Source organism: Sporofaciens musculi (genome assembly GCF_009830285.1).
Taxonomy (GTDB): Bacteria; Bacillota; Clostridia; order Lachnospirales; family Lachnospiraceae; genus Sporofaciens; species Sporofaciens musculi.
This window is the reverse complement of record NZ_WUQX01000001.1, coordinates 1,792,421-1,819,198: the sequence shown is the minus strand read 5'-3', so window position 1 is coordinate 1,819,198 and position 26,778 is coordinate 1,792,421. Positions and strand designations below refer to the sequence as shown.

The 26,778-nt window shown below is 47.0% G+C and carries 26 protein-coding genes and 1 riboswitch; all 26 genes read right to left on the bottom strand.

Annotation, left to right across the window (positions count from 1 at the left end; all coding sequences use genetic code 11):
- Positions 1-40 precede the first annotated feature (40 nt).
- The 26 genes from GN277_RS09020 to trmD all read right to left on the bottom strand — a co-directional run bounded on the left by GN277_RS09020 (position 41) and on the right by trmD (position 26,772).
- Positions 41-505, bottom strand: coding sequence for a threonine/serine exporter family protein (locus GN277_RS09020; RefSeq protein WP_159750771.1), 465 nt, complete (start codon positions 503-505; stop codon positions 41-43).
- Positions 502-1,734, bottom strand: coding sequence for a GNAT family N-acetyltransferase (locus GN277_RS09015; RefSeq protein ID WP_159750770.1), 1,233 nt, complete (start codon positions 1,732-1,734; stop codon positions 502-504). Before GN277_RS09015 ends, GN277_RS09020 begins: the two co-directional genes overlap by 4 nt.
- Positions 1,735-1,901: 167 nt before the next feature.
- Positions 1,902-2,786, bottom strand: a complete 885-nt coding sequence (locus tag GN277_RS09010; protein WP_159750769.1) for a hypothetical protein — start codon at positions 2,784-2,786, stop codon at positions 1,902-1,904.
- 127 nt (positions 2,787-2,913) lie between these two features.
- Positions 2,914-4,068: a glycine/sarcosine/betaine reductase complex component C subunit alpha gene (grdD, locus tag GN277_RS09005; RefSeq protein WP_159750768.1), complete on the bottom strand. Its 1,155-nt coding sequence runs from the start codon at positions 4,066-4,068 to the stop codon at positions 2,914-2,916.
- Between the two features lie 14 nt (positions 4,069-4,082).
- On the bottom strand, positions 4,083-5,621 hold the full coding sequence (grdC, locus tag GN277_RS09000) for a glycine/sarcosine/betaine reductase complex component C subunit beta (protein WP_159750767.1): 1,539 nt from the start codon (positions 5,619-5,621) through the stop codon (positions 4,083-4,085).
- Between the two features lie 125 nt (positions 5,622-5,746).
- Positions 5,747-6,220: a glycine/sarcosine/betaine reductase complex selenoprotein A gene (gene grdA, locus GN277_RS08995; protein WP_159750766.1), complete on the bottom strand. Its 474-nt coding sequence runs from the start codon at positions 6,218-6,220 to the stop codon at positions 5,747-5,749.
- A 61-nt stretch (positions 6,221-6,281) separates the two neighbouring features.
- A complete protein-coding gene (trxA, locus tag GN277_RS08990) occupies positions 6,282-6,599 on the bottom strand; it encodes a thioredoxin TrxA (RefSeq protein WP_159750765.1) in 318 nt (105 codons plus the stop codon).
- Positions 6,600-6,763: 164 nt separating this feature from the next.
- Positions 6,764-7,708: a thioredoxin-disulfide reductase gene (trxB, locus tag GN277_RS08985; RefSeq protein ID WP_159750764.1), complete on the bottom strand. Its 945-nt coding sequence runs from the start codon at positions 7,706-7,708 to the stop codon at positions 6,764-6,766.
- A gap of 122 nt (positions 7,709-7,830) precedes the next feature.
- The gene (gene grdB, locus GN277_RS08980) at positions 7,831-9,141 is read right to left on the bottom strand and encodes a glycine reductase complex selenoprotein B (protein WP_159750763.1); all 1,311 of its coding nucleotides are present in this window, start codon (positions 9,139-9,141) and stop codon (positions 7,831-7,833) included.
- Positions 9,142-9,158: 17 nt separating this feature from the next.
- On the bottom strand, positions 9,159-10,439 hold the full coding sequence (locus GN277_RS08975) for a glycine/sarcosine/betaine reductase component B subunit (RefSeq protein ID WP_204162721.1): 1,281 nt from the start codon (positions 10,437-10,439) through the stop codon (positions 9,159-9,161).
- 71 nt (positions 10,440-10,510) lie between these two features.
- Positions 10,511-10,897: a GrdX family protein gene (locus GN277_RS08970; protein ID WP_159750762.1), complete on the bottom strand. Its 387-nt coding sequence runs from the start codon at positions 10,895-10,897 to the stop codon at positions 10,511-10,513.
- A 157-nt stretch (positions 10,898-11,054) separates the two neighbouring features.
- A riboswitch (glycine riboswitch) is annotated at positions 11,055-11,159 on the bottom strand.
- A gap of 277 nt (positions 11,160-11,436) precedes the next feature.
- Complete coding sequence (locus tag GN277_RS08965) at positions 11,437-12,798, bottom strand: alanine/glycine:cation symporter family protein (RefSeq protein WP_159750761.1); 1,362 nt, start codon at positions 12,796-12,798, stop codon at positions 11,437-11,439.
- A 266-nt stretch (positions 12,799-13,064) separates the two neighbouring features.
- Positions 13,065-13,463 (bottom strand): bacteriohemerythrin, encoded by a 399-nt coding sequence (locus tag GN277_RS08960; protein ID WP_159750760.1) that lies wholly within the window; start codon positions 13,461-13,463, stop codon positions 13,065-13,067.
- A gap of 120 nt (positions 13,464-13,583) precedes the next feature.
- Complete coding sequence (purB, locus tag GN277_RS08955) at positions 13,584-15,017, bottom strand: adenylosuccinate lyase (RefSeq protein WP_159750759.1); 1,434 nt, start codon at positions 15,015-15,017, stop codon at positions 13,584-13,586.
- A 29-nt stretch (positions 15,018-15,046) separates the two neighbouring features.
- Positions 15,047-15,817 carry a hypothetical protein gene (locus GN277_RS08950; protein ID WP_159750758.1) on the bottom strand — a complete coding sequence of 257 codons (771 nt, stop codon included), beginning with the start codon at positions 15,815-15,817 and terminating at the stop codon, positions 15,047-15,049.
- A complete protein-coding gene (locus GN277_RS08945) occupies positions 15,792-17,093 on the bottom strand; it encodes a DUF5716 family protein (RefSeq protein ID WP_204162720.1) in 1,302 nt (433 codons plus the stop codon). The genes GN277_RS08950 and GN277_RS08945 overlap by 26 nt, the downstream gene beginning before the upstream one ends.
- 28 nt (positions 17,094-17,121) lie before the next feature.
- Positions 17,122-20,424: a DUF5717 family protein gene (locus GN277_RS08940; RefSeq protein WP_244324643.1), complete on the bottom strand. Its 3,303-nt coding sequence runs from the start codon at positions 20,422-20,424 to the stop codon at positions 17,122-17,124.
- A gap of 117 nt (positions 20,425-20,541) precedes the next feature.
- Complete coding sequence (locus GN277_RS08935; RefSeq protein WP_244324965.1) at positions 20,542-21,366, bottom strand: mechanosensitive ion channel family protein; 825 nt, start codon at positions 21,364-21,366, stop codon at positions 20,542-20,544.
- 135 nt (positions 21,367-21,501) lie between these two features.
- A complete protein-coding gene (gene pgeF, locus GN277_RS08930; protein ID WP_159750755.1) occupies positions 21,502-22,335 on the bottom strand; it encodes a peptidoglycan editing factor PgeF in 834 nt (277 codons plus the stop codon).
- Positions 22,336-22,363: 28 nt separating this feature from the next.
- Positions 22,364-22,723 (bottom strand): YraN family protein, encoded by a 360-nt coding sequence (locus GN277_RS08925; RefSeq protein ID WP_159750754.1) that lies wholly within the window; start codon positions 22,721-22,723, stop codon positions 22,364-22,366.
- 17 nt (positions 22,724-22,740) lie between these two features.
- A complete protein-coding gene (locus tag GN277_RS08920; RefSeq protein ID WP_159750753.1) occupies positions 22,741-23,400 on the bottom strand; it encodes a ribonuclease HII in 660 nt (219 codons plus the stop codon).
- A complete protein-coding gene (lepB, locus tag GN277_RS08915) occupies positions 23,393-23,947 on the bottom strand; it encodes a signal peptidase I (protein WP_159750752.1) in 555 nt (184 codons plus the stop codon). Before lepB (GN277_RS08915) ends, GN277_RS08920 begins: the two co-directional genes overlap by 8 nt.
- 42 nt (positions 23,948-23,989) lie before the next feature.
- Positions 23,990-24,853, bottom strand: a complete 864-nt coding sequence (gene ylqF / locus GN277_RS08910; protein ID WP_159750751.1) for a ribosome biogenesis GTPase YlqF — start codon at positions 24,851-24,853, stop codon at positions 23,990-23,992.
- A 5-nt stretch (positions 24,854-24,858) separates the two neighbouring features.
- Complete coding sequence (lepB, locus tag GN277_RS08905; RefSeq protein ID WP_159750750.1) at positions 24,859-25,467, bottom strand: signal peptidase I; 609 nt, start codon at positions 25,465-25,467, stop codon at positions 24,859-24,861.
- A gap of 64 nt (positions 25,468-25,531) precedes the next feature.
- On the bottom strand, positions 25,532-25,879 hold the full coding sequence (rplS, locus tag GN277_RS08900; protein WP_159750749.1) for a 50S ribosomal protein L19: 348 nt from the start codon (positions 25,877-25,879) through the stop codon (positions 25,532-25,534).
- Positions 25,880-25,953: 74 nt separating this feature from the next.
- Complete coding sequence (trmD, locus tag GN277_RS08895; RefSeq protein ID WP_159750748.1) at positions 25,954-26,772, bottom strand: tRNA (guanosine(37)-N1)-methyltransferase TrmD; 819 nt, start codon at positions 26,770-26,772, stop codon at positions 25,954-25,956.
- Positions 26,773-26,778: the final 6 nt, after the last annotated feature.

Sequence of the window (26,778 nt, the reverse complement as noted above, 5' to 3'; positions counted from 1 at the left end):
TTTATATTATCTTCATTGTACCATATCTATCAGACATCTATCAACCTTTTCTACTTCTTCTTTGTCCCACAGCCAATGACTGGAATACTGTGCCCGGAACAGCCAGGACAAACACGATTCCCAATACGATTGCAAATGCCACCTTAACCGATTCCATCCCCCGTCTGGAGGCCTCTGCCAACTGGTTCGTTACAAGGTAGTACACAGTATAGTAGATGCCTGCTCCTGGCACCAGCGGCAAAATTCCAGAAACCAGAAAGATTGTAAGGGGGCATTTCTTTCTCACACTGAGCACGCGGGATAAAAATACCACGGCCATGGTTCCCAAAAAGGAGGCGAAGGCCGCTGAAAAAGTACGGCCAACGATTGTATTGTACACAAGCCACCCTGTCATACCTGTGAACCCGCAGCTAAGATAGAACCGCTTAGGAACATGGAACAGCACCGCATATCCCATGGTACCCAGAAACGGGCATATGACATGCATAATAAACTCATGGATCACAGCATCAATCCCCCTCCCATATTATTATACGCGCTGAGCGTAACCCCCACGCCCACGGCAATATAGACGAATACCAGCAGCGCGTCTATCATCCGCACCGTCCCTGACAGAAAATCACTGTCCGCAATATCCCTGATGGCATTCACAAAGGCAAGCCCCGGCACCAGGGGCATAATCGAGCCAATAATCATCCCGCTAAGCGCCACCTCCCCTGGCAGGGGAAGATGATACCCTGCAATCGCAAGAGTCGTGATCATCACGCCTCCCACAATATTTACAATCATCTTTGACAGCTTAAGCTTCTTTGCCGTCAGCACCCATACATACAGGATACATCCGATAAAAAATGCCACTATGCTCTCCAGCGCAGACGCCCCCAGAATATATCCATAACATCCGCTTGAGATACCCGCAGCAAGAACTTGAAAATATCCCCTTTTCTCCGGAAACCTGTCAATCTCCCTAAGACGTTCAGATGCCTCCTCGATACTCACAAGCCCCTCTGCAATCTCCCTTGACAACTCATTTACTTCCGCCACAATCCCAAGGTGAGAGGAGGACAAGGGCACCTGCTTCACCTTCGTATATGCCTCCTCCATGCCGTTCTCCGCACTGATGAAAATAGCATGGCTTAAGATAAACGTATCCACATATTCTACATGGAAACGTTTACAGATTCGGATAATGGTCTCATCCACCCTAAAAATCTCCGCACCGTTTTTTAAGAGAATCCTTCCCGCTTCCAGCGCAAGATCCACCACCTTTTTCACGCTGACCTCTGAATCCAACTGCTTTTTCAGATAAATCTTATCGGTGAGCCTGACTCCCTCCTCATAGATGGGCTCACGGTAATGCTCCGGATAATAGTTCGCCACCATATGAGAGTTGACAAACCCGCATTTCCCCAGGAATTCAAGAGTCTTCTTACAGTTGCCCGTACCGGCATACATGGTATCGCACTGATTGCCATAATGCTCGCAGATGTGGCGAATCATATATTTCGCATAGCCCTTCCCTCGATCCTTCTTTCGGGTCACAATATTTTTCAGTTCGCATTTTCGATTCTTCAACAGCTCAACCACGCAGACTGCGCACACATCTCCCCCATTAATCAAGGCAAACATCTCGCTATTATCAAGATAGCTTTCAATCATGTCTCTTTGTGGGTCTGCCATGAGAAGCATATCTATGTACTCGTCTTTGTCTCTTCTGATCTGCTGAATCTTCATGCCATCGCCTCCTTAAAAAAATCTTTTCTCATTATATCACCTGCTTCCCAAAAATAACAGAATTTTTTTCTATATATAAAAAGAGATGACTCCCCACTGTCTCCATCACAATCCTACTGATTAGTATATTGTGAAAGCAGAGAAATCATCCCTTTCATTTTACTCTTTTATTCAGTTGTTCTCCCCATTGGACAGAAAACTTCTTCTCCGGATACATGGTACAGAAGCCCATTTAAACTGTAATAATAGGGGTTATCCCCTGACACCTCCACAAACATCAGATTCGGGAACACATCGAACGCACCTGGCTCAATATCGCAAAGCTTTGCCGGAAGGTAAACTTCTATGATATTTTCACTCAATCCATGAAAAGCGCCGCTTCTGATTCCGACTAAGCTTTCGCTCTCCGGAATAATCAGTAAGTCATCTCTAATCACGACCCGTTCTGTGTAACCTGTTATGTAGCCTTCTTCGTCCAGAATGAAACCCGCGATTTCGTCCAAAGCTGCTGGCTCCTCTGGAACAGTTGGATTCTCTGGTACCACGTTTTCTTCCGGAATATCTGTTATATCTGGTACAGTTGGATTCTCCGGTACGATATTTTCTTTTGGAGCCTCCGGCACATCAATGGCCGGCAACTCCTCGATGACGACGGATTCTGTTCTTTCTTCGATGATAGCTTCATTGATGAAAGCTTCATCCGGCAAGCCCAAATCTATTTCCGGCAGCGTATATGACTTTGCCAAAGAATTCTGTATCGGGACAGGCTTTACTGCTGCGCTTAAGTCTGTGTCCAAAGCCTTAAGCCTTTTTCTTATATCCATAGCTGTCGGTTTAAAGCTTTCCGTAAAATCTGCCTCAAGCCCAACCGCCACGGTCCTTTGCTTAACCTGGCTGCCTGCGGGCAGTGACTCTACCGCCTCATTTCTCCTAGCGTAATTCTGGACACAGAGACATAAAATACCTAATAACAGGATGACAAGACACCCTCTTATCACTTCTTTCCAAGGCATAACAATGCCCGAAAACCTTACTCTCAAAACCGCTTCCATAAACTATTAACACCTCACGGTTTCATTATAGAACCGGCCTAATGCAAAGGAAAGTGGCATCATGAGACAGACGCCACTTTCCAGTACCTCTCGGTAACCTATATTCAGCTAATTCACTTTGGGTATACTAGTTAATATATCCAGCCTTCTTAAGCTCTTCCTCTGCTTTTGCAAGGTTCGCCTCAGATACTCTGACGATTGGACCCGTACATCCCATTCCACTCTCTGCGTAGATGTTAATCTTCCACAGGGCTTTTACTGCATCCTCTAAGTCCATGACCTCGATTCCTGCAATCTGAGCGGTTACAATCTCCTTCGGCGGCTCCTTCACCTCTTCGGCGGCCCCTGCAGGCTTCTGAGAAGCCTTAAGCGCATCTAAAACATCCTTAAGTCCAGCCTTTTTCGCTGCTGCAAACTCAGCCTTAGCAACCTCGAACACTTTACCTCTTACGAGCTGGCCGGCATAACGGATTGCATTGGCGATTACCGGAGCGCCGCTTGCTCTTGACACAATCATGACTAACTGCTCATAGCCTTCCCCGATTCCAGGTCCATATCCAAAGCCTGTGGCCTCGAAGCTTCCGCCTGTGTTAAAGGAGGACAGCATCTTCACCAGAATATTTCCGGTTAATGAATCCGTTACCATGATATCCGGTGACGCCTGAAGCACATCGTTCCCTCTCATTACACATCCGCCGTCTGCCCTGCCGGACTCAGCAAATGCAATGTCGTATCCCTTTTCCTGTAACTGCTTTAACGCCTTCTCTGTCTGGCGCGCGCCGTCTACATTCAGGATACCCACTGTAGGATTCTTTGTTCCGCAGGCCTTAGCGGTAATGATTCCGTAAATCGCATTCTTAATCATTCCCTCAATACGGTCCGTACTGGAGGTTCCGGTTGTGTTTGCGATAAACATCTCTTTTGCCGTTGCCGGCGTTACACAGCGTCCTACCGTTGAAACGCCGATTGGGAACGGGAAATGCATGGTAACTGCTGCGTCCACCTCGCCGTTTTTCAGCATCTCCTCCATACGGTCGTGACCTTCCTCATCGTTGGCCACTTTGATGGTAGTAACGCCTTCTGCCTCTAATGTTCCGATATAGTAAACGTCGATTCCGTCTTTTGCCGCCTCTACGGCTGCCTTCATGGAGTTTTCCTCTCCATGCTCGCTGCCCATACCAGTGAGGGCTACCTTCGGCCTCTTTCCAAAGCTTCCCGTCTCAAGGCCCTGCGCCATCTCCATAAAGGTATCGGCAATCATTCTCTCAATATTATTTGCCATCGTTACCGTCCCCCTTACTCTGCAATCAGGGAAGCTGCGAAATCCTTCATCGCCTTTGCGATCAATCCCTTTACCTCTTCCTCAGATACGCCGGAAGCTTTCTCAGCCTCTGCCTTTGTATTTGCCTGGATTACGAAGGAAACACCGTCGAACAAGTTGGTCATACGTCCAAGGAACAGACTTCCTTTTCCGATAATCATGGCTGTCTTAATCTTTCCTGCAAGGATATCCTCTCTTGCGAATCCGATGTACGGAACACCTGACGGGATATGTCCCTGTGTCGGCGCCCATCCGGTAAGACCGTGGTTGGTGCTAAAGGAAGCCAGCTCTTTTCTGTCAAGCTCGCCTCTCTTTACAGCCAGAGCCGCAATCATCTTGTAGTTTGCCATCGGCACATCTCCTGCTCCTGCCGGCTTCGTGATATCCGGATTCTGCATCTCAGGAGAGAATTTGTCGATATCTGTAATCTTAAGTCCTGCTCTCTCAAGCGGGTCGGCAACAAGGCTTCCAATTACGTTCTGCGGTGCGCTTCCTGTTCCAACCGTATGGCGTCCCAAAATATCAAGATTAATCTCTGGATTCTCTCCGTCATTCTCGGAAAGGATGACACAGAAGCCTGCCAAACAATCCTCTAAAATCGGAAGTCCCTTCTTCACATGGTCTTTTCCGTTCATACCAAGCTTAGCGGTACATCCGCCTGCTGTTACAGCCACACACTTGTATGCGCCGGATTTTACCAATGCCGCTGCCTCAATAAGCGCATGAGATGGTCCTGCACAGAAGCCACGGCTGTCAGAGCCTGTAGCATTGTTAAGACCTGCGATCTCTGCCGCTGCCTTCGCGAAGTTGCCGCCGCCTCTCTGATTCATATCTCCACATGCTTCCTCTGCACAGTCGATAACATACTCAATGTCGTCCTTGCTGATTCCTGCATTCTTGACGCCGTATAACAGAGCCAGTACGCTTGACGCCTTGCTCATCAGGTTCTCATGCATAACATGAGCGGACAGGTTTACGTCAATATCATGAGCTCTCTTTACGCAAGCTACAAGCTTGCCTGCCACATAGATTCCCTCTGCATGCTCATCCTTTACCGCTGCTTCGATTTCGGACAGCTCTACGCCGGCCTCAACTCTTGCTGCAATATCCTCTGTGATAATCGGGTCCTTGGCAAATGCATCCTTGTGGGCGCTGACGAAATCCTTGTCAATCTTAACGACCTCGAACTGGTCGCATGCCTGTACCAGAAGGATAAACTCCTCCTCTGGCATGATCTCGCCATATTTTCCATATCTCTGGGCGCCCTCTTTTACCTTGTCATAGTATGGGAACTCCACGCCTGCAAGGTCCTCCGGTGTCGCATTACCGATATATACCTGATTTGGCCAGTAGTTTACGCAGTCCTCATAGGAACGTAAATGGCTCTCCAATTCTTTCAGATACTCAGACTCTGGATTTACAATTCTCTCTGTGGTCTGAGTCGTTCCATTATATACCACCATCTGCGGCGTATGCGCAAGCACGTAGCTGGCGCCTTTAATTACACTGTTCATTGCTTTATTTACCACCTTTCATTTCTTCGATACAGAAGGGTTTGTCTCCGCCCTATCAGGCGGATAGAAAAAGGGCAGACCCACGGTGGGTCACCATAGAGTCCGCCCCCTCTTACAATCCTATCTTATAAATACTTACAGAATTCGTCTCTGATAGAACTCATCTCGCTAACGATATCGTCAACGTCAAGTACCATCTCCATCATACTAACCTGTTCATCATAAACAGCGTCGTCGAATTCTTCCTTCATCTCTGGTTCACATACGTGATATACCGTGAGTCCAAGCTGGACCCCTGTCAATGGACCTGCGAATGTCGGGTCTCCTGCTGTTACAGTCTCTGCTGCAAGACCTGCAGCTTCACCTTCTGCTGCACCAAGAACTACTACTAAGTTCTCTGCACCATACTCGTCAGCAAAATCCTTAACCCTCTTCTGATTCTCAAGATCCATTGCGCCTGCGCTCGTTCAGACGAAACATTCCGTTGATGAAAATACTACTTCTGCGCCGGCAGTCTGTACGCACTCAGCGATTGCCGGTCCCGGAATTCCATCACGGTCTCCGATAATTATTGCTTTTTTCCCTTCTAAAATAGCCATAATTATGCTTTCTCCTTTCTTATGTGGTAAAAAACATTTATATGATCAAGAACTATATCAATTAGATATACTTCTGAATCATCGCCTCAATACTCTCTGGTGTCGCATCTTCCTTAACAACCTCTTCCACCTTCTGTCCATCCTTGTAAATAGCCATTACAGGAAGTCCAAGAATCTTCTGTCCGATTGCAAGACGACGTGCCTTGGTGGTGTTAAGAGAAGTAAATTTCATCTTGTCACCATACTTATCAGCGAATTCATGTACCTTTGGCATCAAAGCCTGGCATGGTACGCAGCCGTCACCATAGAAATCTACGAATACATAGCCCTCTGCCTCCAGAACCTCAGTCTGGAATGTATTCTTATCTACATCTATCATTTCTATCATCCTCCTTTATTGATATTATGATATCGAAGCCTAATAGTAAGGCTTCTGTAAACACGCCTACCGCTTGTTACATCTATAAGCGTGTCTATCCCAATCTTAATGCTGCGGATAACCCCCTCATAAGGAGATGCCCCGCGAGACGAAGTCTGCCTGCTTTAGAAGTAGTCTGACATGCTTCTCTCAACCTGAACTGCCGCGATTGCTCCGTCAGCCGCTGCGGTAACTACCTGCCTTAAGCTCTTAATCCGAACGTCGCCGGCAGCATATACACCAGCAATATTGGTGTGCATATCTTCATCTGTCTTAATATATCCACGCTCGTCCATGTCGATGATTCCCTCAAAGATCTTGGAGTTCGGAACCGTACCGATGAAACCAAACAGACCGAACATTCCGTCGTCCTCGTCTGCCGTAACCTTGGTAATCTCCCCTGTCTTAACGTTCTTAACCGTCATCTCAGACAGAATCTCGTCTCCGCCAAGCTCCTCAACGACTGAATCCCACATGAACTCAAGCTTCGGATTCTTAAAGGCCTTCTCCTGGATTGACTTCGCGGCACGAAGCTCATTCCTTCTGTGGATCAGGGTTACTTTCCTTGCGAACTTCGTCAGATACATAGCCTCCTCAACAGCAGAGTCGCCGCCGCCTACTACATATACTTCAAAGTCCTCGAAGAAGTTAGCGTCGCAGGTAGCACAGTAGGATACGCCCTTGCCCATGTACTCTGCCTCGCCCTTACAGCCGATTGGCCTTGCGTGAGCGCCTGTAGCGATGATCACATTCTTTCCCTGATACTCAGCCTTTGCGCTCTTTAACACTTTTACTTCTCCCTCAAGGGAAACCTCTGTAATCGTGTCAGATACACGCTCAGCGCCGAATTTAGCCGCCTGCTCTGTCATTCTTGCAATCAAAGACGGTCCTGACTCACCCTCAACCGTCTGTCCAGGGTAGTTCTCAATCTCATCTGTGATTGCAATCTGTCCGCCGTCCTGCCCTTTTTCAATAATCAAAACAGAAAGACGGCTTCTTCCTGCGTACAGTCCTGCTGCCAAACCTGCAGGACCTGCGCCCAGGACAATTACGTCATAAATTTTGCTCATAACGAAACTTCTCCTTTTTATAGTGGTATAGTGTCATCCTTCTTTGCACTATACCACTTATTAAATGAAAATAAAATACCATCTATATGGACAGTTTTCTAATCTGTCCATATATTTAGAGACTAATCAAAGATTGTCTGTCCCTCAACCTCTGTCTCAAGGGCAACTAACGCCTTCTCAACAATCTTACGTCTGAGGTTCTTCTCCTCATCTGCATCTAATGCAGGATTTCCAAGAGGATGTGGAATAGCGATAGCCGGTACGATTCTGTTCGCGCCAACTGTCATAGAAATAGGAGTTACTGTACAGATGTGTACAACAGGGATTCCTGCTCTCTCTACTTCTTTTACCATCGTTGCACCGCAACGAGTACAGGTACCTCATGTGGAGGTGAGGATTACTGCGTCAACACCGTCGTTCTTAAGCTTCTGAGAGAACTCAGCAGCGAAAGCCTTGGATGATGCAACGGCTGTACCATTACCTGTGGTTGTGTAGAACAGGTGATGCAGCTCCCCAATCTTTCCTTCCTTCTCCATGTCACGAAGTACGTCAACCGGTAATACACGGTCAGAGTCTTCATTTGCATAAACCGGATCATATCCACCGTGGGCTGTCTCGTATGTCGCTTCTGTCAAATCCATAACGCCTGCGATATCATACTCGCCGTAGTGTGAAGCGCTGGAGCTTTCAATGTGGTCCGGATTGCCCTTCGGTACGATACCGCCGGAGGTAACAAGTGCGATCTTCGCATGTGCCAGATCCTTAACCGCCGGATTCGGGTCAACTCTGTCGAAATCAGGCATCGGGAACTCAGTCTCGAACGGCTTGTCATTAAGCTTCTTAATCAACATCTTAACGGCACGAAGGGAACCTCTCTCCTTCTCGAAGAAGTTCACACGAACACCGTTCGGGATATATCCTTCCTCTGAGGAAGCGCCGATTGCCTCGCCCCTTCCTACCTTAACAGCTAACGGAGCCAGCTTCTTAACAGCGTCTCTCATACCTGCCGCACTGTTCTTTGTAGATACAATATAAACCTGAGTCTTAAACATATCAGCGCCTGGGTTCTCTACATACATGCCTGTAACAGCCGGAATACCAAGCTCCTCCTGAACTGCTGCTGCAATCGTACCACAGGCAACGCCGTAACGTCCAGCGTTAAATGCAGGACCTGCCACGAATACATCCGGAGCCTGCTCCTTCACCATAGCAAGAATGTCTGCCTTTGCCTTCTCAAGATTCTCATTGAAATAAGAGTCACCACAAACGATTGTAGCAACAATCTCAGCGTCCTCACCGAACTGCTGTGTCAATGCCTGACCTGGTCCGACAATCTCTCCAACACGAAGCTCTGCCGGATAATCTGCTTTTTCTTCTCCACCAATCTGTGCAAAGAACTGATTGATGTAATGAACTACTTTTAATTTAGCCATGTTCTTATCCTCCCTTCTTATCTCGCACTCAGTTTGTTGAAACCAGTCTCGTTGGTTGCACCTGTAAGTACCTGAAGCTCAACCTCAAGAGAGCCGTCCTCACGAAGCGTCTCCTCACTTGCACCTGCAATCTTCGTTACATAATCCAGAGTTCCAATAACCTTGTCAAGTTTTGGCAGGATAATTACCTGGTTTGCATTACCGCCTGTTACTACTGCGTCTGCCGCCGGATCAGAGTCAGCCAGTGACTGGGACTTTCCGTCGCGTCCTGCGTACTCGTCTGTAATGATAACAGTCTTAACGCCTTCTGCCTCAATCTTCTTGCAGTTCATGATCAGGTCAGTATCCGGATTACCGAAGCCTTCCTGAGAAACGATAACGCCGTCAAGGTCTAACATCTTACATAACTTCGCCGTCCAGTCAGAAGAACGCTGCTTGTCAGCCAGATATACGTTCTCATTGGTAATAATGTGGCAAACGAAGTTAAATGTCTTTCCGTGCTGCTCAAACATATCGTGAACAACAGGATTGTTCAAATGAACATAAGTTGGGTTCTTATCACATGCGGATACACAGTTACCAGATACGATAGCGCCGTCCATAACTTCTGTCGGGCTCATAATCGTCGGAACAATCTTCTTTGCATCTACGCCGTACACATATGTATCATGCAAAAGTCCCTGGCTCTGAAGCATCTGTACATATGCAACTCTCGGAAGGTTCGGATACTTCTCCATACCCTCTTTGATTGTACATGTCTCATATACCTTTGTCTCATCCGGAGTAAGCTCGCGCGCCAGTTCCCCAAGATACACAGCAACTCTGAAGCCTGCGAAACGTACAGCCTTCTCATAATCATGCTGCTTAATGCCATCTACCGGCTCACATACCATAACCAGATTCAGCGTCTTGGAAAATGGTGTGTAGTCAGCTCCCGGACCAGTCATGTCGATGATACCTTCCTGGAAACCTACGATCTTACCAGCCGTAACAACAGCCATACCCTTAAGCGCATATGTCTTGCCTTCGCCTACAGTATCAACCTTAGCGATTACGCCTGGGAAGATTCCACCTCTGCCTTCCACTTTAACTCTTGGCTCGATGACGTCCTTAACCGGTGTGATTCTCACAGACTCACCTGGCTTTGCGATATCAAAAGATACGCTCTTAATCTTCTCGTCCTCAAGAGCAACCGCTTTTACGGCCTCCTCGGATACATAAAGGATACCGTCTTCAATCTTAGACTCAGCCGCGAACTGAATATCCTTAATGTAAATGTGTCCCATTTCTAATCTCACTTTTGGTTCCCTCCTTAGAATATTGATATTATTGTTCAAAGCTTATACGCTTCTACAACCTTTACTTAAGACTACCAGACATCTGCAGATGCCATTCCACTCTCCAGCAGCGTCCAGTCAATCAACTGAAAATCGTCATATACCGATTCTTCATACAAGTCAGACTTGAAGATGAACTTTTGGCACGCTTGTATGGCGTTCTCAATCAACTTAACGGACCCTTCGTCAACCTCCCCCTTTCCTTCTGATATCATAATGGATTTATATGGCGTCTCATTGGGCTTCACGCTTCCGGATAACGGATGCGATAACAATGTGTGCCCCTCGTGAATTCTGTCTCTCACTTCCCTGAGGACCTCCTCATAGGAAATATCCCGATAAACGATATGGTGTGTCTCCTTAAGTCTGTCCAAAACCAGTGGATTATTGGTAATTACCATGTAATCTCTGCTTCCCATCTGCTTTTCTTCTCCCTTGCGGTCATCTGTAAACTTTATTGTAAAAAAAGGACGATTTGAACACAATCATGTGTGCAATCGCCCTTTCTGTCTTTTGCCCTGATAACATATCAATCATCTTTAGAAATTTATCATACAGCACAAGATTCAGAATGTGGTACATCTCCCAGTCCTTTTGCCTGAAAGTTTCGCCTGCGATATAATCTATCTCCGGTTTGCCTCTTCGGCGGCCATTGTTATGACTCTCTCTTGAGAAATATCATCCCACTCTTGTATTCTTTTTACACTCTTTTCAATATTGCTCATAGACAATTTATATATGCTTCATTGCCTATACCTATAATAACCGATTGTTAAAACATTTGCAACCTTTAAATTTAAAATATCTGAATTTGTACATTATAGACAATATTTACCTGTGATTATTGTCTATTTTTTATATCTTACAATCATATTCTGTTTATTCCATAAAAACGCCATGCAGAGAACATTCTTACTGCACGGCGTTACTTTTCCTTATTTAATTTTATTCCAATGTCTTATTTCTTACGGTCCTTGAAAAAGTCATTGTGCACCTGCTTAATAACTCCGCTCAATGCGAACAACGCAAGAATATTCGGGATAACCATCAAAGAGTTGAAAGTATCCTGCATCGTCCAAACAAGCTCGACCTCTGCAAGTGAGCCAAGGAATACGCATACGGCAACGATTACTGAATAAATCTTAACCGCTTTTGAGCCGAACAAATACTTGATATTTGCCTGACCAAAGAAATACCATCCGAGAATCGTGGAAAATGCGAAGAAGAACATACAGATTGCAATAAAGATGTCTCCTCCCTTTCCATACAGTGTAGAAAATGCATACTGGCTAAGCTCAGCCCCTGTCTTCCCTGACGGAATGGAATGTGTCGTAATAATTACCAGTGCAGTAAGATTGAGGATAACGAAGGTATCAATAAATACACCGATCATCGCTACAAATCCCTGCTCTACTGGATGATTAACCTTAGCAACTGCGTGTGCGTGAGGCGTAGAACCCATACCAGCTTCATTGGAGAAAAGTCCACGTGCAACACCCTTAGTAAGAGCCAGCTTAACGGTTGCTCCTGCAGCGCCGCCGACGATTGAGGATGGTGCAAATGCTCCCACAACGATTGCATGGAGCGCATACGGAATCTCCTTAATGTTAAAAATAATTACAACTAAAGAACCAAGTATGTAGAACGCTGCCATAATCGGAACAATCAGCTCTGTAATCTTTGCAATACGTCCTGTACCGCCTAAGAATACGAACAACGCAAGGACTGCAAGGACAGCTCCCATAATCCACTGTGGTACTCCAAATGCAGTATTAAATGCTGCTGCGATGGAGTTAGACTGTACAGCATTACCCATAAATCCAAGAGCCAGAGTAATCAGAACAGCGAAGATACCAGCAAGCACCTTACCGAAGGCTCCTGAAAATGCTGCACGGATATAGTACACAGGTCCTCCGGTTACTTCACCGTCGTCACCCACCTGTTTGTACTTCTGGGCCATAATTGCCTCAGCGTAGATGGTTGCCATTCCAAGGAATGCAGCAATCCACATCCAAAAAATAGCTCCGGGACCACCGATTGCAAGCGCTGTCGCCGCTCCGGCAATGTTACCAGTACCTACCTGGGCTGCAATAGCTGTTGCAAGCGCCTGGAAAGATGACATACCGTCTGCTCCCGCTTTGTCACCCTTCTTGAACATTCCGCCAAAGGTTCTTCTCATTCCTTCGCCAAAACCCTTAACCTGAATGAAACCAAGACTTACTGTAAACCATATGCCGCCGCCAAGAAGCGCTGCGATCAAAATGTAGTTTGACAGATAGCTGCCTAATGTTGAGAAAATATTATTCAACATAGCTTCCATTTACAAATTCCCCCTTTTGCATAGATAAATTGAATATAAGTTATTCATCTCTCCTATCATACCATTAAAAAATGTTTTATTCAATATGCTGTTATTTTTTTCACATTTTTTGTCTATTTTGTACATATATTGTACTACCTTGTCCAATTCTGCAAAAATAACAGGCGGTAATCCTTGATTTTCCGCCTGTTATTTTTATGACATTATTTTCAACCCCAAAATTTTTGGTCATTTTGCCAAATTTTCATTTTATTTTCATATTCTTTTTACTTTTGTTTCAAAAATGCGCCTACTTTTTTATCCTCGCTGCGGATATGATTCACAAGGAGGGCAATATGCATATTCAGACTGCTAAGGTCTGCCACAGAAGGTCCCGCTGCCGGAATCCCCGACACGATCTGCTTTAACTTCTTCTTGTATTCCTCATGAAACACCTTATGGGGAGCCCTGTTTGGGTATCCTCCCATCTGCTGAAGCTGCTCCTCATGAGTAAAATGCTGGTCCACATAATTAGTCAGGAACCTGATTGCAGGCTCCATTGCAGCCCTTCCCTGGCCCTTGTGACAGGAATCCAGAAGCTGGTTCACAGCGCGAAACAACTCCTTATGCTCCTGGTCAATTATCGCATTTCCTGTCTCTAAATCTTTCGTCAATTCATACCTCATAGTCATTTCCCTTTCTAAACTTGCACTATTCTCTCTGGAAAACCAACTCTCTATCCCCAAGGACATGAATGATTGCGTTCTCTTGAGTATGCCATACCGTAAAAGCTTTAGCCTTCTATGTTATACGTTGATTTCAGCCTCCATCCCCAGCAGGTCCTGATTCTTCTTAAGCAGCGGGCGAATCACCTCTGTAAGATACGCCTCCACCTGAACAGGGGCGCGTCCCACGTACTTTGTGGGGTCCATAGTCTCTTTTAATTCCTCCAGAGTCAGATTAAACGCCGGATCTTCTGCAATCAACTCAAGCAGGTTGTTATCAAGCCCCTTAACCTTCACGTTTTGTCCTGCCTCCATGGACAACTCACGAATCCGCTCATGAAGCTCCTGGCGGTCGCCGCCTGCCTTTACAGCATCCATCATAATATTCTCCGTAGCCATGAAGGGCAGCTCGGACATAAGACGTTTCTCAATCACCTTCGGGTACACAACAAGGCCGTCCACCACATTCAGGCACAAATCAAGAATCCCATCGATGGCAAGAAAACCTTCCGGCACGCTGAGCCGCTTGTTGGCCGAGTCGTCCAGGGTCCGCTCAAACCACTGGGTTGCAGACGTGACAGCCGGATTCAAGGCGTCAATCATCACATACCTGGACAAAGACGCAATCCGCTCGCTGCGCATGGGGTTCCGCTTGTACGCCATAGCCGAAGAACCAATCTGGGTCTTCTCAAAGGGCTCCTCCACCTCTTTTAAATGCTGCAGAAGCCGGATATCATTGGAAAACTTGTGGGCGCTGGCCGCAATGCCGGACAGCACATTCAACACCCTGGTATCCACCTTGCGCGAATAAGTCTGACCTGACACCGGATAGCAGGCTTCAAATCCCATCTTCTCGGCAATCATAGGATCAATCCTATCGATTGTCTTCTGGTCTCCCTCAAACAATTCCAGAAAACTTGCCTGGGTTCCCGTAGTCCCCTTGGAACCCAGAAGCTTAAGCGTACTCTTCACATATTCCAGATCCTCCAAATCCATGGCAAACTCCTGTATCCACAAGGTAGCCCTCTTGCCCACTGTCGTTGGCTGGGCCGGCTGGAAATGGGTAAATGCCAGGGTAGGCAAATCCTTATACTCCTCTGCAAACTTCGCAAGCTTGGCAATCACATTCAGAAGCTTTCTTCTCACAATCTCAAGAGCCTCTGACATCACAATCACATCCGTATTATCCCCCACATAACAGGAGGTTGCCCCCAGATGGATGATGCCCTTTGCCTTTGGACACTGCTGTCCATATGCATACACATGGGACATAACATCATGGCGGACGAGCTTCTCCCGTTCCCTTGCCACGTCATAATTAATGTCCTCTGCATGGCTTTTTAACTCCTCAATCTGCTCCTCCGTAATAGGAAGCCCTAACTCCTTCTCCGTCTCTGCAAGGGCAATCCATAACCTTCTCCAAGTCCTGAACTTCTTGTCAGGTGAGAATACATACTGCATCTCCTTGCTTGCATAACGCTCTGAGAGCGGACTTAAATACCTGTCATGACTCATAACCTTTTCCTCCTTTTTATGTTGATCTACTAACTTTTATCAATTCGCCGATATTCCTTCCTCCACTGTTCAAATAACTCCTCCGGTATATCAATATCAATCCCCCTTTGAATCTCACGGATTTCCTCCTTCATAGCAGAATCCATATTCAGAAAAACCGAGTTTCCCGACAACATTTTTACATACTGATCCCCCGGAAGGGCCTTATAGCAGCAGTATAGATACGTCCGAAGCAGCTCCATATCACCGCAGATACGGTACGCCTCCAGATACACCTTGGCCGCCTCCTCATAGAGAAAACGCCTCCCGTAAGCCGCCCCAAGGCTTGCATAAACCCTGCCGTAGAACAACTTACTGATGGAATTGTCCCACTCCCTGTTAATAATAGACTGATACACCAGAATCGCCGTCTCATACTCCCCGCTTTTTTGGAGGCTGTCCGCCTTATACTTCATCCTCTCCACATCCTTAAGATTCTGAAGGTGCTCAAGAATCCCCTGTATCTTATTGATATCTCCGGTGGCATAGATGGTGGACTCCCGAAGAATAGTCAGCACAAACTGTTCCATGGTGCCATTCTGCCGCAATTCCTCACGAAGCTGCTCAGCCAGCTTTGGAAGCTCCAGCTCTTTATCAATCCAGTTGCACAACTGCCTGTTCACCATTGTATAGTCAATAAGATAGAGATTATTGCAGATATAATAACACAATTCCTCAATGGTGTAGATACGCATATGAATCCTGGCTATCTCGTAGGGCTGTCTCGCCCGCTTCCTATGACATAGAATTAAACTGCCCATTGATGCCTCCTAAATGAATGGTCTTCCCCACTTGAAATCCTGTGGATGGAAAAAACTCGCCAAACCCCACGTCCTTAAACATAAGCCGGCAGGTGCGTTCGTCCATAAACAGCACTTCAATCTGAACCCGCAGAGAATAATCCCGCCTGTTGGGAAGCCCCTCCAAAGATACTGTCTCCACCTGAAGTTCTTCCCCAGCCAGACTCTCCACATGAATCTCAATATCCGACGTATCCTCAAGGATTACCTCCCATTGACCGTCCGCCTCGTACCAGTGAGTTCCCCAGGACACAATGGGATACCACCCCTCCTGTCCGTTTACACGCATACGCAGGCAAATCTGCTCAGTCATCTTCGTATCATCCAGATACACCGGCCCTTCGTGATATTCCAGGTATCGTCTCATAGATGTGTAACATGCGCCCTTGCTGTACAGGTTATTGCCGATAAACGCCCTCCTCCCGTTGCACAGCACCTTCAGAGAATTAGGATACCAGTTGTTCTCAAACCCCTCTCCCGTAAGATATACCGAAGAAACCACCTTCTTCTCAAACACACTCTGTATAAACCTCTTAAACCGGTCGTCTGCTGCCTTGGCCTTATCCTTTACCTTCTCCTTCTCCTTGTTAAGAAGGGTATAGATGGCGGCAAGCTCATTCATCTGCGCACTGGCCACCTCCTCCACGGTGACGAACATATCCCGATCCTTCACACCCACCGCATTGAGCCTCCTTAGCATATACGCCCGAATCTCCTGGGCGTCGCAGTAAAACAACGCAGACTCATACTGCCACAGTTCTTTGGGCTGGTAAAACATATACTGACAAAAACTCTCTTTATAATCCTGGACACAGACACATTCCTTCGCCACGCCGAGACGCTGCCCGATTCCTTTGAGCATCTTAGACATATCAATATTCGTAAACGGGACGGAAAAAGTGATAAAAGCGATATCCTCGAAGCCCTCAAGGGTCATGCGGATAAACTTCGCAAGCAGCCAGACTGCATCCCGCTTCTTAGAACCAATCTTTACCTTTTCCCTTCTCACAGCCTTCTCAAACAGGTCACTCACCATGGTTCCCTCCTGGACGGAAGCCAAACGCTTCGCCTCCAGGCCGAATACCCACCGTTCCCTGTAATATCCCAGTATCAGGGGAATCTGAAAATTATCTGCAGCAGCTCCCATCGTCTCCGGTTCTTCCTTCGTCTCGTCATAATAGCTGATCTGACAATTCTTTTCATTCAAATCATACCCCAGGATTCCGCCTTTTCTCATAATTATCCCCTCCCCTCTTTAGACATCTTTAATGAATCTTAAACAAACGCTTGGCCATAATCTCCTCTTCCTCGTACTCCATCATGGCTTTACGTCTCGCCGCAGGCGCCATAGTCGCCATACTGTTCAGACGGCCGTACTTGCCCGATTCCTTAATCTCCCTCACGTTTTTTAAGACCTCTTTCTCTGTGATAATGTCCTCCTTACCCTTAGTCTCTATGAAATAATAACTGATCGACTCGTCACTGTACAGCACAAACTGCCGCACATACAGATTCTCATAGACAGGCATCATCACCTCATTCTGATAACCAAGCTCATCTCTGGCGCCGTGCTTCATCTTATAGTACAGTGTCACACGACTGCCCGGCCTCGCCTGATAAGAAATCATCACCTTGTCATACAACTGCAGCTCTCTAAGCCACTCCTCCTTATACTTCAGGTAATACGGGAAAACAATCTGCTTCTCGCACATCTCCCTGAGAACCTGGTGAAGCACCACCTCCAGAGCCGCCGTATAATCATGGTTTGAAAAATATTTAAGCAATGCAATCTTGCATATATCAGACAAATCCTCCTTCTCATCGCATTCATTTGCAATAATATCGAATACGCTGGCCTCAAGCTCTCTTCCGTAAACCACGTACTCTCTGGATACATAGGCAAGATAGGCCTGTTTTAGACGAAAATAGACATTATCCGACAGATAATAATCCTCAAATATCTTCTCTTCCTGGAATAAATTCTCCGAAAAGAGCATCTGAGTAATAATTCTCTCACCAATCTTATAAGCAGGAATCCCGTTTTCCTTCAGGGTTTTCCAGAGATATTTCATTTCCCGTGTAGGACCACAGTAAAAATTGGCCAGATACATCAGCGTCACCCTGTCAAAATGCTGCCGCTTGAACAGCTCTAAGCACAGATAACTTAAGAAGCTGTCCTCCTCATAGTTCTCCTCCTTAATCCGCCTGGTCACAAGCCTGAATATATCTTTTCCTTCAAATGCCTGAAGCCCTTTTTCCATCAGCCCCTCAAAGGTCGGCAGTTCTTTTTCATTCTCCTGCTCCCATACGCCGGTTGTAGCCGCGTATTTACGGCACATCTCCACAAACCTTGGCTCATAAAAGAGACGTTTTGTCTCATAGACGATAGAATCCGTATAATGGCGTCCCTCCACAGACTCCCACACAACCCTGGCTTCCTTGTCATACAGACGGATTACCGTCCCCTCCTCAGCATCGTAAGGAATTCTCTGGCGAATCTCTCCGTCCTTATCAATAACCAGGACACATTTCATATTCTTTACCCGCGTGGAAATGGAATAGGAATAGCAGATATCCCGCATTGCCTCCATCCTCTCGGCCGTCATCTCCTCCGGCTGACAGAACCTCTTATACAGAATCCTAAGAGACTCCGTAATGTGCCGCTGCATCAACTGCTTCCAGGTAAATACCACCATCTGTTCACGGTAATTCAGATACAGCTCTCCTGCCTGCTCCTCGTAAGTGACCAGATTCGCATAGAGAAAGGCTGCCTTTTTATAATTCAGCGAATTGCCATGCATGAAGTACAAAAGGATAACCTTTGGCAGCGGTCCCCTAAAGCTGTCCTCATCAATCGTCATCATATAATATTCATAGAGCTGTGCAATGCGAAGCTCTGAGTCTACCGCCTTCTTATACCAGGGAAAATGCCGCTTCTTAAGCTTATTGCCCCGAATCAGCAGCGTACAGATGGTATTCAGAATCATCGGCTCGTCATACATCTTATAAATACGCTCTAAAATCCGGAATATATTATCGCTGTATTTCTTCTGCTGACTGGCAAAATTCGCCACATAAAGGGCAAGCTCCTTGGTCATCAGGCGGTATTTGGACGCAAAATTTAACACCTGCATCTCAAAAGGGCCTAATTTCTTAAGAAGTGTGGGCCTGTCCTGATAGCACAGATACGCCTCCAGATAAAAAATCACCCCATGCATCTCATACTGGAACTGCTGCTCTAACAGCTCAATCCTCTTATAAGAGGTCTTATATCTGGTATCCAAATCCATCAGCATATAGAGCAGAAGCAGAGAATCCTGGTGCCGCATGTAGGTCTTACCCACCTCGTCCAGCACACGCTCAGCGTGGATTCCCTTCCCCCTCACCAGTGCGGTCAGATACAGATAATAACAGTTGGTTAAAGGGTCTTTTCCGATAGCAAAACGGTTATAATTATAATTCTCAAGAATCCACTTGGCCTCCTCCACCTTGCTGCCCACCAGATAGACATGAGCCTGCATTAACTGATACAGCTCACTGTGGGGCCTAAGCTTCCGCAGAGAAATCATCTTCTCCACCGCGCTCTCCAGCCAGTTGCCAATCTCGATTCTGCCTGCCACAAGGCCGATATATTCCTTCAATATCTGGGCAAGGAGAAGCTCCGGCTTCCTGTGGTTCTCGTTGTAATCCTGGTTCTGCAGCACCTCAATCTCATAGGTAAGAGTCTCGTAAGGCGTAATAAACTTAAGCAGTCCAAAATTACGCCCTCCATGCAGACGGTCAGGACGAACCACATACTCAATCTCATGGGCATTGCCCACAAAATCGTCCGTACTCGTCTCTGGACGGAGTACCTTAATAAACTCTCCCTCCGCCTCAATACGGATCGGCATATATCCCCAGGTATTCTTAACAATGGTCAGCGTTCCCTTGGTGGGCTCTGAGATGTCCTCAAAAAACATCCCTTCACCGGGAAGGGTCAAAAAAATACACTCCTTCTGCTTAATGCCAACCAGAAACTCCTCCATCGCCTGATCCCCAAGGGACCATTTTCTCATATTATCATACAGATAAAATGTCCGTTCATTCTCATATTTCAAAATCTCGTAGAATTCCCTGGCACGAAACAAACGCCCCGCCTCCGAGAAATCCTTAATTGCCAGTTTACGAAAATCATCTGTACTCTGCACCTTCCCGTAGGAGGTCATGACATAAGGCTTCTCGATAATAGCCGTGACCGCCAGCTCATACTCCCCGCCGCCGCATACCACGGTAAACCATCCTTCTTCCACATGCCCTGGCCGAAGCCCCTTACCCTCATAGGTGAACTCCACCTTCGCAGGATTGCCGTCAAACCCCTGATTCTTAAAATGCACACGAAAAGAAGACGAGTACACCAGTCCCCGTATCTTCTTCCCACTTTCCGTTCTGATTGTAAAACTCCCCCGATATACTTCCCCTTCTCCGATAATGAGCACCAGATTGGTCTCATCAAATATGACATCAGGTTGTGATAACTGAAAATCTCCTTTGGAAAATTTCTGGATTTTATTTTTCAAGTCTGACACCTGCTTCTTTCGTTGCTGATTCGTAAACAATACTACAGAAGATTATAGCATTGTTTGATTGTGAATGGCAATGACATTTTGTGATTTTATGCCAAATACTGTTACTAAATATTCACCTTACCGGTTTCCTCCCACATGCACCGTCAACTGTGGGTAAGGAATCTCAATTCCCTGCTCATCCAGCGAAAGCTTAATCGTTTCCAGAAGCCGCCACCTTGTGGGCCAGAATTCCTCGTTCTTTACCCACGCTCTTGCGCCTAAGATTACCGCGCTGTCAGCCAGCTCATCCACAAACACATTAATCTCCTCATCCTTCATCACACAGGGATCTGTCGTCAGAATCTCCTCTATCAACGCTTTCGCCTTACGAAGCTCCGCCTGATAGGAAATAGATATCTTCAAGTCAAGCCTTCTCTCCGCCTTAGCCGTCGCATTGGTCAGACTGCTGTTGGTCAGCATCCCGTTGGGTATCACAATGGTCTTGTTGTCAATCGTAGACAGCTTGGTATAGAAAATCTGTATCTCCTTCACCGTACCCTCATTTTTATTGGTGTCCTCAACGATGTAGTCTCCCACCTCAAAAGGCTTCAAAATTAGGATGAGCACCCCGCCGGCAAAGTTGGACAGGCTGCCTTGGAGCGCCAAACCGATGGCAACGCCCCCTGACGCCACCAGAGCCGCCACAGAAGCCGTATCCACGCCAAACTTTGCCGCAATGCTGAAAATCAGCAGCGAATAAAGCCCGAACTTCAAAAAGGAGTCTACAAACTGCTCTACCCCTTTATCTGCACTGGAACGCTCAAGAGAGCGGCGCACCAGCTTCTGAATCCATCTGATGACAATTCTTCCGATAAAAAATACCGCCAGGGCAACCAAAACACGCACGCCAAACCCTGCAAGCTTAGGAATACTGTCCTGGATATACTGGGCAAGTCGTCCCATCTCCTCAACCGTATCCTGTGTCACCTCTGCTACCTCTCCCGCGGCTGTCGCAGCCACTTCACCGGCAGTCGTTGTTCCCTGGCCCCCGCTTGGCGGTACCGGTATTACCATAGTCATCCTTCCTTTCTTTACTCTCTACTTAAGTGCAAGAAACGCGCTCAAATTCCCCCTGGCCGTCCCCAGACTCCGATGGGAGAACAAAATCTCTGGATTACAATGTGTACACACATTGGTGACCGCAATCTGTTCTTTGGGAATTCCCGCCTCTGTCAGCACAGCCAGGTTTGCCCTCCACAAATCTAACTGATACTTCCCACCTGCTTTTTCATAAAACAGTTCACTCCACAGCGCTTCATCAAATGTCTCTTTAAATCTTTCAATCACATCCCCACTAACCTCATAACAGTCCTGACAAATGGACGGCCCAATCGCCGCAAACACCTGAGAAGGGTTTGTCTTGTACTGCTTGTGCATCATTTCAAGCGTAACCTTCCCCATCCTTCCAACGGTTCCCCGCCATCCCGAATGGCTAAGCCCAATGGCCCGATGCACTGGGTCCACGAAAAACAGAGGCACGCAGTCCGCATAAAAGGTCACCAGACAGATTCCTGGTACATTTGTCACCATTCCATCCGTGTCTGGAAACTTGCCGCCCCTGTCCTTTTCTTCCACCACAGCCACATTGGTGGTATGGGTCTGATGCGTATAGGTAAAGTCCAGAGGGTCTACCCCAATAGCTTTGGCAATCCTGCGCCGGTTTTCCTCAATAGCCTTCGGCTCATCCCCTCTGGTAGTGCTGATATTCATAGTCCCACAGTGCCCCTTACTGACCCCGCCAAGCCTGGTGGAAAATCCATGCTTCACTATGCCAGTCTTCTCAATGAGCGGAAAAGAAAGGTAAGGGACTCCATCTACCTCTCTCTCGTCAAATATATGCTCTTCATTCTTATATTTTAACCCCAGACTCATATTTCTATCCTCCATACTCAGGCGCCGCTTATCCCTCTATATAGTCAAATGCATTGGAATATAGTGTCACAGTATCCCCTTCAAAGCTCACCACGTCAAAACGGCACGCCGCCTCCCACAGTCCGCGGCTTTTCATATAATAGAGGGCGCACCTGGAGATTACCCTTTGCTTCTTTAAATCCACCGCCTCCGCCGGATGGCCTCTCTTATGGCTTGACCTGTATTTCACCTCACAAAAGACAAGGTACTCCCCGTCTCTGGCAATCAGATCAACCTCGCCCCTTCTGCACCGGAAATTATATTCCAGAATCTCATAACCTTTTTCCTCCAGATATTCTCCTGCCCTGCGCTCATATGCTTCGCCAATTTTTCTCTTATTTCCCGCCATAAACTACCTTGCTGCCCTTAAACAACATATTTCCCAATAAACGTCATCCTATGTATTGGCGACGGTCCAAGCTCTCTAAGCCCTTCAATATGTCTTTTCGTTCCATAACCTTTATTACTTGCAAAATCATATCCAGGAATTACTCCGTCATATTCCGCCATCAACCGGTCTCTTGTGACCTTGGCAATGATACTGGCCGCCGCAATAGACACGCTCTTTTCATCCCCCTTGATAATGGGAACCTGAAAAATATCTACCTTCGGGATTGTGACGGCATCATTCAAAAGCACCTCCGGCCGAACCTTAAGCTGTTCAATAGCCATGCGCATTGCCTCATAGGTAGCGTTTAGAATATTAATCTCATCAATCCTCGCCGGACTTGCCATGCCAATCCCCGTGGCCACTGCCTTTGCCATAATCTCGTCGTACAAGGCCTCCCGTTTCTTCTCTGAAAGCTTCTTTGAATCATTCACCCAGAGAATCTCACAGTCTCTGGGCAGGATTACCGCCCCCGCCACAACCGGTCCTGCAAGCGGCCCCCTGCCCACTTCATCAATCCCACAGATATATTTCCCGTCATACTCCCGCTCATAGGAGCGCATTGCCTCAAGCCTTGCCCTCTCCTTCGCAAGTTTTTCCTCCTGCTTCCTTCGCTTTTCCTCTTCCCGCTTATTCATGCCTGATCACTCCAAGTCTGTCAAAGGGATAAATCCGCACCCAGGCTTTCCCGATTAAATTCTCCCGTTTCAACACTCCGACGCTTGGGTCTCGGCTGTCAGAGCTGTGATTTCTGTTATCCCCAAGCACGAAATATTCATCCTGTGCCAGTTCAATGGGCTCGGCTGCCATCCCAGGAGAATTCATCACCTCCGCACCATAGACGTCACTGGACAGAAGCTCGCCGTTTACATAGGTATAACCGTCCACCACCTGGATTGTCTCCCCTGGAAGGCCCACAATCCGCTTAATGTAAAATGTATTCTCCTCATGCTGATAAGGGAATACGATGACATCATAACGCTTTGGCTCCTGAAAACGATAGGACAGCTTATCCACAATCAGATTATCGCCGTCACTTAAGGTCGTCTCCATCGACGAACCGCTGACCCTCGTTCTCTGTCCCACGAACGTGATAATTAAATATGTCAGCACAATAATAATCAGTATGTATAAGAGCCAGCCTCCCAGTTCTCGGAGTATGCTCTTTTCTTCTTGCCTTGCCATAGCTTACTATCTCCTTCTTTACGTCTGCCACAGATCACCAGCTTATTCCTGCGGATATTCCAGCGTTAGCCTTCCAAGTCTTCCGTTACGAAAATCGTCCAGCAAAAGAAGCGCTGCTTTTTCCGTATCCAGCTCATTTCCTCTCAGAATACAATGCCTGCTGCGCGCAATCTGCTCAAGTATCTGGAAGGGCTTAACAAACACATCTGATTCTGTATCTGCCTCTATCCCGTACTTCTCCTTTAGAACCCCCGCATAATCAGCCTCCAGCACAGAGATTAACTCTGCTGCCAACTCCTCCGTATTCAGAAGCTCATCCTTCATAGACCCAATCAAAGCCATCATAAGCCCAACTCTCTGATCCTCGAACTTAGGCCACAGAATTCCCGGAGTGTCCAGAAGCTCTACCTGTTTATTCAGGCGAATCCACTGCTTCCCCTTCGTAACCCCCGGCTTATTTCCCGTTTTGGCACAGGCCTTGCCTGCCAGAGAATTAATAAAAGTAGACTTCCCCACATTGGGGATTCCCACCACCATGGCCCGCACAGGCCGGTTCAGGATTCCTCTCTTTCTGTCCCTTTCAAGCTTCTCCTTGCATGCCTCCCTGATTACCTCGTTGACAGGCTTCATGCCGCTGTTCTTCCTGGAATTCACCTTTGCCACCAGATAACCCTTTTCCTTAAAATATTCCTCCCAGGCGTCATTCCACCTCTCCTGTGCAAGATCGGCCTTGTTAAGCAGAATCAACCTTGCCTTATTCCTTCCAAGCCAATCGATGTCCGGATTCCGACTGCTTAACGGAATCCTCGCGTCCACAAGCTCGATTACAAGGTCAACCAGCTTCATATTCTCCTGCATCATACGCTTCGCCTTGGTCATATGACCCGGATACCATTGAAAATGCATACTTTCTACTCCTTATGTTTAATCCAGCCAAAATGCTCGCCAAAGGAAATCACGAACCAGGCCTTTCCGTAAATATACTCCCGTTTTACGTTTCCCACATCCGCATTCCGGCTGTCCTCGCTGCTTGCCCGATTGTCCCCAAGGACAAAATACTCATCCCCCGCAAGCTTCACCTTCTCCTTTACAATCCCCACGTCGTCAATATCCGTCGTCTCGTACCTTTCTTCCAACTTCTCACCGTCAATATAAATCCGGTTCTCCATAATCTCCACCGTCTCCCCTGGAAGACCAATGATTCTCTTCGTATAATAATGGACATTCTCATTCCCCTTGGGCTTAAATATAATGATATCTCCCCGCTTCGGTGTGGTGGCATTATAAATAATCCGATTCACCAAAACCACGTCCCCATTGCCAAGGACCGGCTTCATGGAATCACCCACGGTACTGACCTGCTGTCCGAAATACCAGACACTTACAAACGCCAGAAGACACACTACGCCAATCTTGAAGCCCCACTTCCCAATCTCAAACAATTTCTGAAGGTCAATACGGAGCCTGAATTTCTTTCTTCTGATTCTCTTAAATAAACGTTTCTTCCGTCTGCGTCCCATGTACTCCCCTTATAACAGAAAAAGGACAATATACGCTATGTACTTGTCCTTTTTAACCCGTCTCTTATTTTACTAACTCTTTTACCTTCGCCTTCTTGCCGACACGGTCTCTTAAGTAGAACAGTTTTGCCCTTCTTACCTTACCTCTTCTGACAACCTCAACCTTCTCAACGTTCGGTGAGTGAAGGGGCCATGTCTTCTCAACGCCGACACCGTTAGAATTCTTTCTTACGGTAAATGTAGCTCTTGAACCGCCGCCCTGCTTCTTAAGGACTGTTCCCTCAAACACCTGGATTCTCTCACGGTTACCCTCTTTAATCTTGCCGTATACCTTAACGGTATCTCCCACATGGAACTCAGGCGCATTCTCTTTCAACTGCTCTGCTTCAATTTTTTTAATAATATCGTTCATTGTGTGACCTCCTTATATTCTGGATGTTCTTAATACATTCGTACCAGAGGACCATCTCTTTTCTTCACAACGTTTTACATTTTATCACATTTATCGTCTCTTGACAAGAGTTTTCTCTCATTTTCCGTCAACTGGGCTTTTTTAAGCAGGTCTGGACGCAGCTTCGCCGTCCTTAAAATCGACTGCTCTCTGCGCCACTTTTCAATATTGGCATGATGTCCGGAAAGCAGAATCTCTGGAACACGCTTGTCATGCCAGATTTCCGGCCTGGAATACTGAGGATACTCAAGGAGATTGTCCTGAAAGCTCTCAAACTCCGCCGACACATCATTGTGAAGAACTCCCGTCACCAGACGGGAAATGGCGTCAACCATAATCATGGCAGGCAATTCCCCGCCTGTAAGGATGTAATCACCGATGGATACATAATCCGTTACAATCTCCTCCACCACCCGCTCATCGATTCCCTCGTAATGACCGCATAGGAACACTAGCTCTTGTTCTTGTGCCAGTTCCTCTGCCATCTTCTGATTAAACGTCCTTCCCTGGGGAGAGAGGTAGATAACCCGCGGCTTTCCTGCTTCCTTTAGGCTCTCTGCCTGACAGAAAGCATCTTCTTTGGCTTCCTTTAGCCAAGGCTCATTTGGCGCCGCGCCTGCAATCATCCCCTCTACCGCCTTGTACGCCTGGTAAACCGGCTCTGCCTGCATAAGCATCCCAGCGCCGCCGCCATAGGGATAATCGTCCACACTGTTGTGCTTGTTAAAGGCATAGTCCCTGATATTGACTGCGTCAATGGAAAGAAGCCCTTTTTCCATAGCTCTCCCGATAATACTGGTGTTCAATCCCTGCATCACCATTTCCGGAAATAAAGTCATAATATAAAAATGCATCTTCCT